Here is a 14,382-nt window from a genome sequence, read left to right on the forward strand (position 1 = left end):
CCGCAGCGACGCGGGCTAAATTCAAATAACCGCGAGGGTAATTGATTAATCGCGGAAGTTATTGAACTGGAATGGCTGACCTAAATTACCACCACGCACTAACGCCATGACCGACTGCAAATCATCACGAGCTTTGCCTGTAACACGAACTTGCTCACCTTGAATTTGAGCCTGAACTTTCAGCTTACTGTCTTTGATTAATTTAACAATTTTCTTTGCAATCGCAGCATCAATACCTTGCTTTAAGGTCACTTCAACACTGTAAGTCTTACCACTGTGAATAATCTCTTCAGGCACATTCAAAACCGCCCCTTCGATGCCCCGCTTCGCCATTTTTTCCCGTAAAATATCTACTAATTGTAGAACTTGGAAATCTGACTCACTGGTAATTTTGATAGATTCATTTTTATCGTTCAGTTCAAAACTGGCTGCAACATTTTTAAAATCCCACCGGGTGGTCAGTTCGCGCTGAGCATTTTCGACCGCGTTGCGGACTTCACTCATTTCAACTTCAGATACAATATCAAATGATGGCATGTTAAAGCTCTCCTATAATCAATCGGCTTATAATAGCCTATTTGCTCCTGACACTCCAAATTGTCAGAGCCTGACACGATATAACGCCGCGAATTATTTCGAATATCATCATAAAACCGCTATGATAATAGGGAAGAATGAAAATCTACGTCTCTCAGATAGCCGGGAAAAAATATGAAAATAACCCTAATTGGTTGTGGCGCAATTGGCAAGTTATGGCTTGCTGCGCTCACCTCACAGGGACATGATACCCAAGGTTGGTTACGAGTCGCTCAGCCAGACCTATTTGTGGACGTCAATGAACCTGATGGAAGCACATTTCGAGAGTTAATTCCCTGTAATAATATCCACCACCTTCACGCCAGTGAACTCGTGATTGTTTGCTTGAAAGCATGGCAAGTCTCGGATGCCCTGCTCCCGCTACTTGCAACGATCCCTGAAAATTGCCCTATTTTATTATTGCACAACGGATTAGGCACACTTGAAGAACTCGGAGTGCTACGTCATCCTTTTTTATGTGGAATCACAACCCATGCCGCTTGGCAGAATAACAATCAAGTTTTCCACGTTGCCAATGGCGTCACTCATATTGGAGCAGCCAACTCCCAAGCAGAAGCGTATTCCTCGATTGCCGATATCCTTCACGAAGCCTTACCCGATGTCGCATGGCATAATAAAATTTTAAGCACTAGCTGGAAAAAACTGGCAGTAAATTGTGTCATTAATCCCCTGACCATTGAACATCAATGCCCCAATGGTCAACTCATCAATTATCCAAAACAAATTACTAAGCTGATTGATGAATGCTGCCAAGTAATGACCGCCGAAGGGCTGCATATTGATAAGGCTGAACTGACCGAATACATCTACAGTATTATTCACAATACCGCCGATAATTATTCTTCCATGCTACAAGATGATCGAAATAACCGGCGCACTGAAATTGATTACATTACCGGGTATTTAATCAAACAAGCCCGAGCCCATGGTCTGCATACCCCCGAAAATGACCGTCTATATCATTTAGTTAAAAATAGAGAGCAACAACATGACAGCTTCCGTTCTAATCTGCATCGCCAATGGTAGCGAAGAGATCGAAACCGTCACTACTGCTGACTTACTGATTCGAGCTGGTATCCAAGTGACATTGGCCAGTGTCACAGAAAACGGTTCGTTAGACATTACCGGTTCTAGAGGAATAAAACTCATCGCAGACACACCGCTAATCCATGTTGCGGATGAACCGTTCGATGCAATTGTGTTACCGGGAGGATTAGCTGGAGCTGAAACTTTTCGCGATAGCCCTCTTGTCGTAGAAAAAGTGAGGCGCATGCACTTGGATGGAAAAATTGTTGCGGCAATTTGTGCTGCCCCAGCCCTGGTTTTGGAATACCATCAGCTATTCCCGTTAGGAAATATGACCGGTTTCCCAACGATGCAAGATAAAATCCCGAGCCATAAGTGGGTGGATAGACGCGTTTATTTTGATGAACGAGTTAACTTGCTGACCAGCCAAGGCCCTGCAACCGCCTTTGATTTCGCATTAAAACTGATTGAATTATTAGAAGGGCGAGCCGTTGCCGCGAACGTCGCAGCACAATTAGTGCTGCCACCGGGCATTAATGATTACTTAGAAGACTAAAAAATTGAAAGAAAAAAGCGAGCTATTGCAACTCGCTTTTTTATCAAAAATTATTTTTCACTAAACATTATGGGCGATAAACTTTAATATTATCAAAACCTTGTTCTTTCAAATACAGCGCTTGTAAGCGACTCATCACACCACGATCACAATACAACAAATAGGTTTTTTCTTTCGGTAAATCACCAAACTGAGTACCTAATTTGTAGAATGGAATATGTTTAATTTCAATGCCATCTACTTTCAATGGTTTATCTTCAAACTCATCGATAGAACGAATATCTAAAATCACTTCATTTTCCGCAGATAACTCACTAACCATCTCAACTTCAGCAACTTGCTCGCGGCTCTCTTCCGCAATCTGGCGGATATCGATATTTTTCGCCTGCTCAATCACAGAATCTAAGATATTGAAGTCAAAATTAGCTTCTTCCGCTTCAATGCGCGCTTTCACGGCTTTCACGGTTGGGCTCTTCGAAATAACACCGCAATATTCCGGCATTGTTTTTGCGAAATCTTCCGTACCAATTTGGCGCGCCAGCTTAATGATGTGCTCTTTATCATGGGAAATTAGCGGACGTAATATTAAGGTATCGGATGCATTATCAATTAACCGTAGGTTAGTCAGAGTTTGACTAGAGACCTGACCAAGGGCTTCACCTGTGACTATCGCCTGTACACCATAACGCTCGGCCACTCTAGAGGCTGCTCGTACCATCATACGTTTTAAGACAACACCCATCTGTCCGTCATCGATTTTTTCTAAGATCTCTGCGACGACAGGTTCAAAGTTAACCGCAATAAAGCGTACTTTATGGGAGCTACCAAAACGATTCCATAAATAGTAAGCGATTTGTTTAACGCCAATTTCATGCGCCGCTCCGCCTAAATTAAAAAAGCAGTAATGCACACGGCAACCACGACGCATTAACATATAGCTAGAAACACCGGAATCAAATCCACCAGAAATCAGCGATAAAACATCTTCTTGAGTCCCAATTGGGAAACCGCCGATCCCTTCGATACGTCGTTTAACGAGGATCAGATTTTCATCTTCAATCTCTAAATGAACAGTGGTATCAGGGTCTTTTAGCTTGACCTTTGCTGAAGCAATATGTTGGTTTAAACCGCCGCCAATATAGCGCTCAGCGTCAATAGATGAAAATTCATGTTTACCACGACGTTTCACCCTTACACAGAATGTTTTGTTTTCTAATGACGCACCATAAGATTCCAACGTCATTTCAAAAATATGGTGTAAACTAGTAAAAGGTTTTTCTTCCACTTCTAGAATATGGTGAATACCTGGAATACGGCTAAGCATGTCACAGATTTCGTCGTGCTTCGAATCCCCTTTAACACGCACTTCAATGTTATCCCAATTACGGACAACCGAGACTTCTTCGCCAAGACTTTTTAAGACATTGCGGATACTGCTAGTCAAAATTTTAATAAAACGGATTCTAACTGTTTGGCTTTTGATCGTGATTTCAGGGAATAACTTAATAATAAACTTCATAATAGCTGCATGTTCTTGGTTAGAGGGGAAAACGGACGTTGTTTAAAAGTGACACACGTACACTTTACCAATTGTCAATAAAGAGGCGTATTATAGCACTATCTTGCGTACTGAATCTAAAAACACCAATAATAAATTGTAACCACGGCGAGACTAAGTTAGTCTGCTCCATAATTAAAACTCCCCCTTTTAAGTGATTTAACATTAGTGATTAACGATTATGGCTAAAGAAAAATCCCAGCAAGTTCCAACTGTTAGTTTTGAAAACTCCCTCACAGAGCTTGAGCAGATCGTCGCTCGCCTTGAGTCTGGAGAGCTCCCTTTGGAAGACGCATTAAATGAATTTGAACGCGGCGTCCAAATTGCTAAGCAAGGTCAAAAAGTCCTCCAGCAAGCAGAACAGCGTGTGCAAATTTTGCTGAGCGATGATGAAAACAAAGCCCTTGACGATTTTTCACCTGATACAGAATAAATTATGTCCGAACAACACCAAGATGCCTTCGCGCATCAGCAACGCCAAGCCCATGATAGAGTTAATCAGTATTTATTAAACTCATTAGAGACGTTACCTTTTGCCGATCTTCCCCTTGCTCAGGCGATGAAATATGGCACGCTTCTGGGTGGAAAACGCCTACGTCCGTTCTTAACCTACGCAGTTGGCGAAATGCTTGGCGTTAGCCAAGATAACCTAGATGCACCTGCGGCAGCCGTCGAATGTATCCATGCTTATTCATTAATTCATGACGATTTACCTGCTATGGATGACGATGATTTACGCCGAGGGCAACCCACTTGCCATATTAAATTTGGTGAAGGCAACGCTGTTTTAGCGGGAGATGCATTACAGACGTTTGCATTCCAGCTACTGTCCAGCGCTGCGATGCCAGAGGTTTCAGATAAAGATCGCATTGCAATGATTTCTGAACTCGCCTATGCCAGCGGTTTAGCCGGCATGTGTGGTGGGCAAGCATTAGATCTCGACGCTGAAGGAAAACGTGTAGATCTTGCCGCTCTTGAGCGTATTCATCAGCATAAAACAGGCGCACTTATCCGTGCCGCGATCCGCTTAGGCGCTTACGCAGCAGGAGAAAAAGGACGTCAATCCATCGCTATTTTAGATCAATATGCCAATGCTATTGGGCTTGCCTTCCAAGTCCAAGACGATATTCTAGACGTCATCGGCGACAGTGAAATTACGGGCAAGCGCCAAGGTGCGGATGAACAGCATGAAAAGAGCACTTATCCGTCGTTACTCGGCCTTGAAGCCGCTCAAGAGAAGGCTAAAGAGCTATATCAAGATGCGATCACCGCGTTAGAATTATTACAATCTCAAGGTTACAATACTGAATTACTCAGAGCATTAGCCAATTTCATTATTGAACGTAAAAGCTAACAATATGCTTTGCCTTTTGGTATGCATAAGACCGATAATTATAACATCATTACCCGAGCCACTTTGACGTATTGCGATGAATGAAAAATAATACCGACTCAGCAATAACGGGAAGTAGACAGGGAATACCCTAATTAATTTAAGTAGTGAGCACCTAATGAGTATAGATACCGCTAAATATCCAACGCTGGCACTTGCAGAGACGCCTGATGAATTGCGCCTACTGCCAAAGGAAAGCTTGCCAAAGCTTTGTGATGAACTCAGACAATTTTTACTGAATAGCGTTAGTCGCTCTAGCGGCCACTTTGCATCAGGGCTGGGCACTGTAGAGCTTACCGTCGCCCTACACTATGTCTACAAAACTCCATTTGATAACTTAGTATGGGATGTTGGTCACCAAGCTTACCCACATAAAATTCTGACAGGACGCCGTGACAGAATTGATACCATCCGCCAAAAGAATGGGTTGCATCCATTCCCATGGCGTGCAGAAAGTGAATATGACATTTTAAGCGTTGGTCACTCCTCAACCTCCATTAGTGCGGGTTTAGGCATGGCGATTGCTGCTGAAAAAGAAGATAAAAATCGTAAAACCGTTTGCGTGATTGGCGATGGTGCAATCACAGCTGGAATGGCTTTCGAAGCCATGAATCATGCAGGGGACGCCGCACCGGATATGTTGGTGATCCTCAACGATAATGAAATGTCGATTTCCGAAAATGTCGGTGCGTTAAATAACCATCTAGCACATTTACTCTCAGGCAAACTGTATACAACTCTGCGTGAAGGTGGCAAAAAAGTATTTTCAAATATCCCACCTATCAAAGAATTACTGAAAAAAACTGAAGAACATATCAAAGGTATGGTCGTTCCCGGCACCATGTTTGAAGAGCTCGGTTTTAACTATATCGGACCTGTTGATGGGCATGATGTGGTCGCACTGATCCAAACCCTGAAAAATATGCGTGACCTAAAAGGTCCTCAATTCCTGCATATTATGACCAAAAAAGGTCGCGGTTATGAGCCAGCAGAAAAAGACCCAATCAGCTGGCACGCTGTACCTAAGTTTGATCCAGCCACATTCACATTACCAAAAAGCAAAGATACTAGACCGACATTCTCTAAAATTTTCGGTGACTGGCTATGTGAAGAAGCTAAAAATGATGACAAGTTAATGGCTGTCACACCGGCAATGCGCGAAGGTTCAGGTATGGTTCGCTTCTCTAAAGAGTATCCAAACCAATATTTTGACGTGGCCATCGCAGAGCAACATGCCGTGACATTTGCTGCTGGCTTAGCGATTGGTGGCTATAACCCAGTTGTCGCAATTTACTCCACATTCTTACAGCGTGGCTACGACCAAGTTATCCACGATGTAGCAATCCAAAAGTTACCGGTTATGTTTGCTATTGACCGTGCCGGTATTGTCGGTGCTGACGGTCAAACTCACCAAGGCTCATTTGATATTTCATTCTTACGCTGTATCCCAACCATGGTAATCATGGCACCGAGTGATGAAAATGAATGTCGCCAAATGCTGCATACCGGATATCACTATCAGGAAGGCCCTACCGCAGTACGTTATCCGCGTGGCGCGGGTGTAGGCGCTGAACTTATGCCACTTTCGCCATTAGAAATTGGTAAAGGAATTGTACGCCGTCAAGGTGAGAAAGTTGCAATTTTAAGTTTTGGTACACTACTAAGCAATGCCTTAGAAGCCGCTGAACAGCTCAATGCAACCGTTGTCGATATGCGCTTTGTAAAACCATTGGATGAAGCCTTAATTCTCGACATGGCAAACAGCCACGATATGCTGGTGACCCTTGAAGAGAATGCCATTATGGGCGGCGCGGGTAGTGGCGTGAATGAATTCTTAATGCGTGAGAAAAAAGTTCTGCCGATACTCAATCTTGGCTTGCCTGACTTCTTTATCCCACAGGGAACTCAAGAAGAATTATTGGCTGACCTTGGCTTGGATGCGGCTGGCATTGTGAAATCAATTACTGACTATCAGCAAAAATAATTCACTGTTTTATATATGAAAAAAGACCGCCTAGGCGGTCTTTTTTTTACATATCACTCTATTAAACTAGAATGGCATGACCTGATAGTGAACCAGTAACCAAATAGTGACATAAGCAAAAATCGCCGCAATAATGTCATCGATCATGATGCCAAAACCGCCACCAACTCGGCGATCAAAAATACGGATCGGCCACGGCTTCCACATATCGTAGATACGGAAGATCACAAACCCTGCAAGTACCCACTGTACACTGACAACAGGGATCGCCATCAACGTGATCCACATTCCGATAAACTCATCCCAAACGATACTGCCATGATCGTGGATCCGCATATCATGGGAGGTGCGCTCGCAGATCCAGCATCCAAACCAGAAACCCACCACAATAATCACCCAGCAACTCCAAACGGGTAATTTATCCATTAGCAGCCAGAAAGGGATCGCGGCTAAAGAACCCATCGTACCAGGAATAATTGGCGATAAACCACTGCCAAAACCCGTCGCCAATAAGTGCCACGGATTACGCATATTCAATCGTTTTTTTGCTTCTGCTTTTTCTTGAGCACTTGCCATTAGGCACCTTCTTGTACAAAGTGGTCAAAACCTTTGAGATCCACATCTACAGCTTGGTTATGACAAAAGTAGCGGATCCCTTCCGATTGCGGTTTAATTTGACCAATACAGGTAAAACCAGCGCCGGTATGGGCTAATGCCATTTCTAAAGCGCCGCGATTCATTTCAGGAACAGTAAAGCATAATTCATAATCTTCACCACCACTTAATGACCAAATTCTAGCCTGTTCAACGGAACAATTTTGCTTTAATGCTTCTGATTGAGGCAGCGCATCCAGATTGATCCTCGCCCCACAACCACTGGCTTTTAAGATATGGTTAAGGTCAGAAACTAAGCCATCAGAAATATCAATGGCCGATGAGGCTAAATTACGTAGCGCTTGCCCCTGTAATATCCGTGGCTGCGGACGTAAATGACGCCCAATTAACCACTGTGCATGTTCCGTACTTTCCGGATGTAGTTTATCTTGAAGTATAGCAAACCCAGCAGCACTGTCGCCGAGAGTTCCAGTCACATAAATCCAGTCACCATTTTTCGCACCCGAGCGCGATAGCGCTTTTCCTATTGGAATCAAACCATGAACGGTATAGGTTAAGCTCATTGGTCCACGAGTGGTATCGCCACCAATTAACTGCATTCCATAGTAATTAAGCTGCTCAAATAAAGTGTCACTGAAAGCCTGTAACCAGTCCATATCAACTGTTGGCAATGTAATTGCCAAAGATACCCATGCAGGATCAGCACCCATTGCAGCAAGATCACTTAAATTAGAGGCTAAGGATTTATAGGCGAGATCAGCAGGAGAAATGTCGGGTAGGAAATGAATACCAGAAACTAAAGTGTCCGTACTCACAGCAAGTTGCTGCTTTTCAGGGATGGTCATCAACGCACAGTCATCACCAATACCGATATTTACATCACGTCGGTTTACTGTTTGACGATTAAAAAAACGCGCGATGAGGTCAAATTCGCCATAAGACATGGTAGATTTTCCGTTTTCGCTATGCCGGATTCTCAATAAACTGAAAATACAGACATAAGTACTAGAGTAGACTGGACCCCAGCCTACCCATCACATCTAAAGTATTACAGGAGGGAACCTGATTATATTATTTTTTACGACGAACTACAGGTGCTGCTTTATCTAACACACCGTTGACAAACTTATGGCTATCTTCAGCTCCAAATACTTTTGCTAATTCAATACCTTCATTGATTGCAACTTTAAACGGAACATCTTGTCTATAGCTTAGTTCATACATTGATACACGTAAAATCGCTTTTTCAACTTGACCTAATTCTTCCAACTGACGAGAAAGATACGGTGACATAAGTTGATCCAGCTTGGTTGCGTTACTCGCAATACCCGAGATCAGTTCACGGAAATAGTTAACGTCGACGTCAGACATGTCCTGTTCGGCTAAAAACTCATATTCCACTTCAGCAATAGGATTGCCGGATAATTGCCATGAATAGATGGCCTGTACAGCACACTCACGAGCGCGGCGACGAGCAGCAGGTTTCACAAGATTCCCCTTAAATAAAAAAACTACACAGCCTATTTCGAGCGTCTGACGCCCTAAATAACGACTGTATTATTTGCCTTTTACAGCTTTAATCACATTAATCATTTCGAGAGCAGTCAGTGCAGCTTCTGCACCTTTGTTACCTGCTTTAGTACCAGCACGCTCAATAGCTTGCTCGATATTTTCAGTGGTTAATACACCGAAAGTCACAGGAACATCACTGTTCATTGCTACATGAGACAGACCAGAGCTACACTCACCAGCAACATATTCAAAGTGCGCAGTACCGCCACGAATAACGGTGCCTAATGCGATAACTGCATCATATTTTTTGGTTTCTACCAGAGCTTTAACCACAAGCGGTAATTCATAAGCACCTGGAACCCAAACAACGGTGATGTTTTCTTCAGCAACTTGACCAATACGATCTAATGCATCAATTGCACCGTCCAGCAGACTATCATTAATAAAGTTGTTAAAACGAGCGATAGCGATAGCAACACGCGCTTTTGGCGCGGCAACAACACCTTTAATTACGTTCATAGTCTTCCTCAAATATTAATTATAACCCGCGGGGCGCGGATTTTATCACATTCTTTCATTAATCGTATGAGTGATTTTTAGCAAACTGCTAAAAAAACACATTTACCATACGGGACGCAGTCTTACCCGCAAGTCATTTCCCACTTTTTCCACATCAGTAAATTCAAAGTTTGGCGCATCTGAAAGAGATTTCAATGCAGGGAAATTGACTAATCCACGCGCGGTATCCCCTAGCAATTTAGGGGCAATATACACAATAAGTTCATCAACTAAACCTAACTTTAGTAGTGAGCCTGCAAGCGTTGGTCCTGCTTCAACCCAAATGCTATTGATATTACGTTTAGCCAACTGCATCATCAAAATCACTAAATCAATGCCATTTTCATCCGCAAGGATCGGAACTTGCTCCACTTGACCTTGCCATGTGACTTCATTATCTGGCGTTGGGCGTATTAACCAACACTCCCCCGCTAACTGAGTCACTTGGTGCTCAGGGGTCACTTTATTATGGCGGTCTAACACAATACGGATCGGCTGACGCAGTTGATCTTCTGGATATTCTTGCTGGATATCACTCGGTAATTCACTCCAACGAACCGTTAAAGCCGGATCATCGGCAATCACCGTATTACTGGTACTGAGGATTGCACTTGCTTGGGCTCTGAGAACCTGCACGTCTTTGCGTGCCGCTGGGCTAGTGATCCACTTACTTTCCCCTGATTCTAATGCTGTTTTGCCATCTAATGACGCGGCCAGCTTTAATTGAATATAGGGGAAAGCGGTACGCATACGTTTTAAGAAGCCACGATTTAGAGCTTCGGCTTGTTCCAATAGAATATTACTGGATGTCTCAATCCCAGCCTGGGAGAGCATATATAGCCCGCGACCTGCGACTTGGGGATTGGGATCTTGCATTGAGGCAACCACACGGCTTACCCCAGCCTTAATTAAGGCCTCTGCGCAAGGTGGCGTGCGTCCATGATGACTGCAAGGCTCAAGGGTCACATAGGCCGTTGCGCCTCTAGCTTTGTCTCCCGCCATACGCAATGCGTGAACTTCAGCATGGGGTTCTCCCGCCTTCTGGTGATAGCCTTCACCGACAACTTCACCATCACGGACAATGACACAGCCTACATTCGGATTGGGTGAGGTAGTAAAACGCCCTTTTCGTGCTAATTCAAAAGCACGAGCCATATATATGCGGTCTTGTTCAAGCATTGATATCAATCCTGTAGTTTAGCGATTTCTTCACCAAACTCTCGTATATCTTCAAAACTACGATAAACAGAGGCAAAGCGAATATACGCCACTTTATCGAGCTTTTTTAATTCATCCATTACCAAGTTCCCAATCAGTTTTGATGGGACTTCACGCTCACCCGTTGCTCTTAGGTGGGACTTGATAGAAATAATCGCTTGTTCAATAGCATCAGAACTCACTGGCCGTTTTTCTAAGGCTTTCAGCATACCTCGATTCAGTTTTTCTTCATCGAAAGGTTCGCGGACCTCGTCACTTTTGATAACCCTAGGCATAACCAATTCCGCCACTTCAAACGTGGTAAAACGTTCATGGCAAACTAAACACTGGCGGCGTCTGCGCACTTGTGAGCCTTCACCAACCAGACGCGAGTCGATGACTTTCGTATCTACAGCTGAGCAAAATGGGCAATGCATAGCGATTCCTGATTATTTTCTATAGGTAGGTAGTGTAACTCAGACTGAAATGAAAAACACCTTGCAAGGTGGAACTCACAAGGTGTTTTCAATGCTTTATACCCATCAAAAATTAAGGCAATAAAGACTCTTGGTCAGCACCTTCTTTCTCGACTTTCGTCTGAAGTAAATGCTCACGCTTCATTCCCATCTTCAGTGCCAGTGCAGAAGCAACATAGATAGATGAGATAGTACCAATAGTCACACCGATTAACATAACCAGTGAGAAGCCTTCTAACATTGCGCCACCAAACAGATACAGCATCAGAACCACTAAAAGGGTCGTTGCTGAAGTCATGATGGTACGGCTTAATGTTTGGGTCAAAGAGACGTTCATAATTTCATAAGGTGTACCACGACGGATCTTACGGAAGTTTTCGCGGATACGGTCAGAAACTACGATACTATCGTTAAGGGAATAACCGATAACTGACATCAATGACGCCACAATTGTCATGTCGATTTCAATATGAAATAGAGACAAAATACCTAATGTGATGACAACGTCATGCGCAAGTGCTAATACCGCACCCGCCGCTAAACGCCATTCAAAACGGAAACCAACGTAGATTAAGATACAGATCAATGCCGTTAACAGAGCTAATGCTCCCGTTTGCGCCAGTTCTGCACCTACACTTGGTCCCACGAATTCAATACGTTTAACGGTTGCTTGATCATCAACATTTTGGTTGATGATGGTGATAATCTCTTTACCAACTTCTTGACCCGCAACACCTTCAACTGGCGGTAAGCGGATCATAATGTCACGGCTACTACCAAAGTTCTGGATTAAGGGATCTTTATGATTCGAGTTAGACAAGCTATCACGAATTTTATCCAAATCAGCAGGCTGACTTAAGTTGATTTCGATAACTGTACCGCCCGTGAAATCTAAGCCCCAGTTAAAACCTTTGAGCCCGATAATCACGCAAGAAGCGATCAGTAATACGATAGAAATACCAAAGGCAACGTTGTCCCAGCGCATAAAGTCATAGACTTTACGACCATAGTTCAATTGTTCAACAGTATAATCCTGTGCCACAACGTGCTCCTTAAATTGACAGCTTGTTAATACGTTTACCGCCGTAAAGCAGGTTCACGATTGCACGCGTACCAACAATAGCTGTAAACATAGAGGTTGCGACACCAATCGCTGTCGTAATTGCAAAGCCTTTAATCGACCCAGTACCCACTGCATAGAGAATAATTGCGGTGATTAAGGTGGTTAAGTTTGCATCGGTAATACTTGAGAAGGCGCCTTTATACCCTTCGTGGATCGCTTGCTGCACCGAACGTCCATTGCGTAACTCTTCTTTGATACGCTCGTTTATCAGAACGTTGGCATCGACGGCAACCGCAAGGGTTAAGACGATACCTGCAATACCCGGCATGGTTAATGTTGCTCCCGGTAATAGGGACATAACACCAACAATCATCACCAAGTTTGCCATCAGTGCGCTACTCGCAATCAGACCAAACTTACGATAGTAAATAATCATAAATAGGATTGATGCTAATAGACCAGCAATACACGCTTTCAGACCTTGTTCGATATTTTGCATACCGAGAGTTGGGCCGATTGTACGCTCTTCAACAATTTGGATTGGCGCAATTAACGCACCGGCACGTAACAATAATGAAAGCTGACGAGCTTCATTCGCGTTATCAATACCTGTAATACGGAATTTGCTACCAAAACGCGCTTGAATACGTGCAGCGTTAATCACTTTCTCATCTTTGACTAAAATCGCACGACCCGCTGCATCTTTCTTACCACTGTCTTTATATTCAACAAACAGGGTTGCCATCAGCTTATCTTGGTTGTCACGAGTAAAGTCAGACATGATAGAGCCACCAGGGCTATCAAGACCGATACTGACTTGTGGATAGCCATTTTCATCTGTTTCCGATGTGGAATCAGTGATATGGTCACCCGTTAATACAACACGTTTGTACAGCACATATGGCGTGCCATCACGGTCATATTTAATCTCGGAATCGCCCGGAATTCGTCCACTTTCAGCCGCAGCACTATCAACACTGGTATTCACTAAACGGAATTCTAATGTTGCAGTTGCACCTAAAATTTCTTTTGCACGAGCAGTATCTTGGATACCCGGTAATTCAACAACAATACGATCCGCACCTTGACGTTGAACCAGAGGCTCAGCGACCCCTAATTGGTTAACACGGTTACGAATGATAGTAATGTTCTGGGAGACGGCATAGTTACGAGCTTCACGTAAGCGCTCATCCGTCATAACAGCAATCATGGTATTATCGCTGCCATCGGAAAACACTAAGTCTGGATATTTACGTTCCAGCGTTTTCTCAGCTAAGCTGCGATCATCAGCATTACGGAAGCGAACTTCAACGCTATAATCACTGCCTTTACGAATAGAAGAGTACGCAATACCTGCTTGGCGCAAGTCATTACGCAAACCATCCATGTTTTGTTCCTGCAATTTACCTAATGCAGTGTCCATATCGACTTCCATCAGGAAGTGAACCCCACCACGCAAGTCGAGACCAAGTTTCATTGGTTCCCCACCGAGGGCTTCGAGCCATTTAGGCGTAGCAGGTGCTAGGTTTAATGCAACAACATACTGGTCGCCCAGCGCATTCATGATAACTTCACGCGCACGCAACTGAACATCAGAGTTGTTGAAACGGGCTAAAATTGCCCCATTTTCAAGAGCAACAGATTTGCTTTGAATTTTATCTGTTTCTAAAGCTTTTTGGACTTGGATCAGCGTTTGTTCATTGGCGGCGGTTCCCCGCACGCCAGTGATCTGAACAGCCGGATCCTCACCATATAGGTTTGGAAGTGCATACAGTAAACCGACGAGGATCGCAGTGATCAACATCAGATACTTCCATAAAGGATAACGGTTTAGCACGGCAGTTCCC

General features: G+C 43.7%; 15 protein-coding genes. 5 read left to right on the forward strand and 10 right to left on the reverse strand.

Features of this window, described 5'->3' with window-relative positions; all coding sequences use genetic code 11:
- Positions 1 to 45: 45 nt before the first annotated feature.
- The gene (locus tag PROVRUST_RS15245; RefSeq protein WP_006815769.1) at positions 46 to 537 is read right to left on the reverse strand and encodes a YajQ family cyclic di-GMP-binding protein; all 492 of its coding nucleotides are present in this window, start codon (positions 535 to 537) and stop codon (positions 46 to 48) included.
- A 174-nt stretch (positions 538 to 711) separates the two neighbouring features.
- Between PROVRUST_RS15245 and panE the strand changes: the two genes are divergently transcribed.
- Together panE and yajL are read left to right on the forward strand one after the other, a co-directional pair.
- Positions 712 to 1,623: a 2-dehydropantoate 2-reductase gene (panE, locus tag PROVRUST_RS15250; RefSeq protein WP_006815771.1), complete on the forward strand. Its 912-nt coding sequence runs from the start codon at positions 712 to 714 to the stop codon at positions 1,621 to 1,623.
- Positions 1,586 to 2,179 carry a protein deglycase YajL gene (gene yajL, locus PROVRUST_RS15255; RefSeq protein ID WP_006815772.1) on the forward strand — a complete coding sequence of 198 codons (594 nt, stop codon included), beginning with the start codon at positions 1,586 to 1,588 and terminating at the stop codon, positions 2,177 to 2,179. Before panE ends, yajL begins: the two co-directional genes overlap by 38 nt.
- Positions 2,180 to 2,246: 67 nt before the next feature.
- On the opposite strand, the gene thiI is transcribed toward yajL, so the two are convergent.
- A complete protein-coding gene (thiI, locus tag PROVRUST_RS15260; protein WP_006815773.1) occupies positions 2,247 to 3,698 on the reverse strand; it encodes a tRNA uracil 4-sulfurtransferase ThiI in 1,452 nt (483 codons plus the stop codon).
- A gap of 220 nt (positions 3,699 to 3,918) precedes the next feature.
- Between thiI and xseB the strand changes: the two genes are divergently transcribed.
- The 3 genes from xseB to dxs all read left to right on the forward strand — a co-directional run bounded on the left by xseB (position 3,919) and on the right by dxs (position 7,114).
- Positions 3,919 to 4,170 carry an exodeoxyribonuclease VII small subunit gene (gene xseB / locus PROVRUST_RS15265; protein WP_006815774.1) on the forward strand — a complete coding sequence of 84 codons (252 nt, stop codon included), beginning with the start codon at positions 3,919 to 3,921 and terminating at the stop codon, positions 4,168 to 4,170.
- A 3-nt stretch (positions 4,171 to 4,173) separates the two neighbouring features.
- The gene (gene ispA / locus PROVRUST_RS15270) at positions 4,174 to 5,091 is read left to right on the forward strand and encodes a (2E,6E)-farnesyl diphosphate synthase (RefSeq protein ID WP_006815775.1); all 918 of its coding nucleotides are present in this window, start codon (positions 4,174 to 4,176) and stop codon (positions 5,089 to 5,091) included.
- A 157-nt stretch (positions 5,092 to 5,248) separates the two neighbouring features.
- Entirely contained in the window at positions 5,249 to 7,114 is a 1,866-nt protein-coding gene (dxs, locus tag PROVRUST_RS15275; protein WP_006815776.1) for a 1-deoxy-D-xylulose-5-phosphate synthase, read from the forward strand.
- A 66-nt stretch (positions 7,115 to 7,180) separates the two neighbouring features.
- Here dxs and pgpA read toward each other — a convergent pair whose 3' ends face one another.
- The 8 genes from pgpA to secD all read right to left on the reverse strand — a co-directional run bounded on the left by pgpA (position 7,181) and on the right by secD (position 14,372).
- Entirely contained in the window at positions 7,181 to 7,690 is a 510-nt protein-coding gene (pgpA, locus tag PROVRUST_RS15280; protein ID WP_006815777.1) for a phosphatidylglycerophosphatase A, read from the reverse strand.
- On the reverse strand, positions 7,690 to 8,673 hold the full coding sequence (thiL, locus tag PROVRUST_RS15285) for a thiamine-phosphate kinase (protein ID WP_006815778.1): 984 nt from the start codon (positions 8,671 to 8,673) through the stop codon (positions 7,690 to 7,692). Before thiL ends, pgpA begins: the two co-directional genes overlap by 1 nt.
- 127 nt (positions 8,674 to 8,800) lie before the next feature.
- Complete coding sequence (gene nusB / locus PROVRUST_RS15290) at positions 8,801 to 9,217, reverse strand: transcription antitermination factor NusB (protein ID WP_006815779.1); 417 nt, start codon at positions 9,215 to 9,217, stop codon at positions 8,801 to 8,803.
- Positions 9,218 to 9,286: 69 nt separating this feature from the next.
- Positions 9,287 to 9,760: a 6,7-dimethyl-8-ribityllumazine synthase gene (gene ribH, locus PROVRUST_RS15295; RefSeq protein ID WP_006815780.1), complete on the reverse strand. Its 474-nt coding sequence runs from the start codon at positions 9,758 to 9,760 to the stop codon at positions 9,287 to 9,289.
- A gap of 102 nt (positions 9,761 to 9,862) precedes the next feature.
- Positions 9,863 to 10,978, reverse strand: a complete 1,116-nt coding sequence (ribD, locus tag PROVRUST_RS15300) for a bifunctional diaminohydroxyphosphoribosylaminopyrimidine deaminase/5-amino-6-(5-phosphoribosylamino)uracil reductase RibD (RefSeq protein WP_006815781.1) — start codon at positions 10,976 to 10,978, stop codon at positions 9,863 to 9,865.
- A 5-nt stretch (positions 10,979 to 10,983) separates the two neighbouring features.
- A complete protein-coding gene (gene nrdR, locus PROVRUST_RS15305; protein ID WP_039855609.1) occupies positions 10,984 to 11,433 on the reverse strand; it encodes a transcriptional regulator NrdR in 450 nt (149 codons plus the stop codon).
- 112 nt (positions 11,434 to 11,545) lie between these two features.
- Positions 11,546 to 12,514, reverse strand: coding sequence for a protein translocase subunit SecF (gene secF, locus PROVRUST_RS15310; protein ID WP_006815783.1), 969 nt, complete (start codon positions 12,512 to 12,514; stop codon positions 11,546 to 11,548).
- Between the two features lie 10 nt (positions 12,515 to 12,524).
- On the reverse strand, positions 12,525 to 14,372 hold the full coding sequence (gene secD, locus PROVRUST_RS15315; RefSeq protein WP_071599562.1) for a protein translocase subunit SecD: 1,848 nt from the start codon (positions 14,370 to 14,372) through the stop codon (positions 12,525 to 12,527).
- Between the last annotated feature and the right edge of the window lie 10 nt (positions 14,373 to 14,382).

This window comes from Providencia rustigianii DSM 4541, from assembly GCF_000156395.1.
In the GTDB taxonomy this organism is placed as follows: Bacteria; Pseudomonadota; Gammaproteobacteria; order Enterobacterales; family Enterobacteriaceae; genus Providencia; species Providencia rustigianii.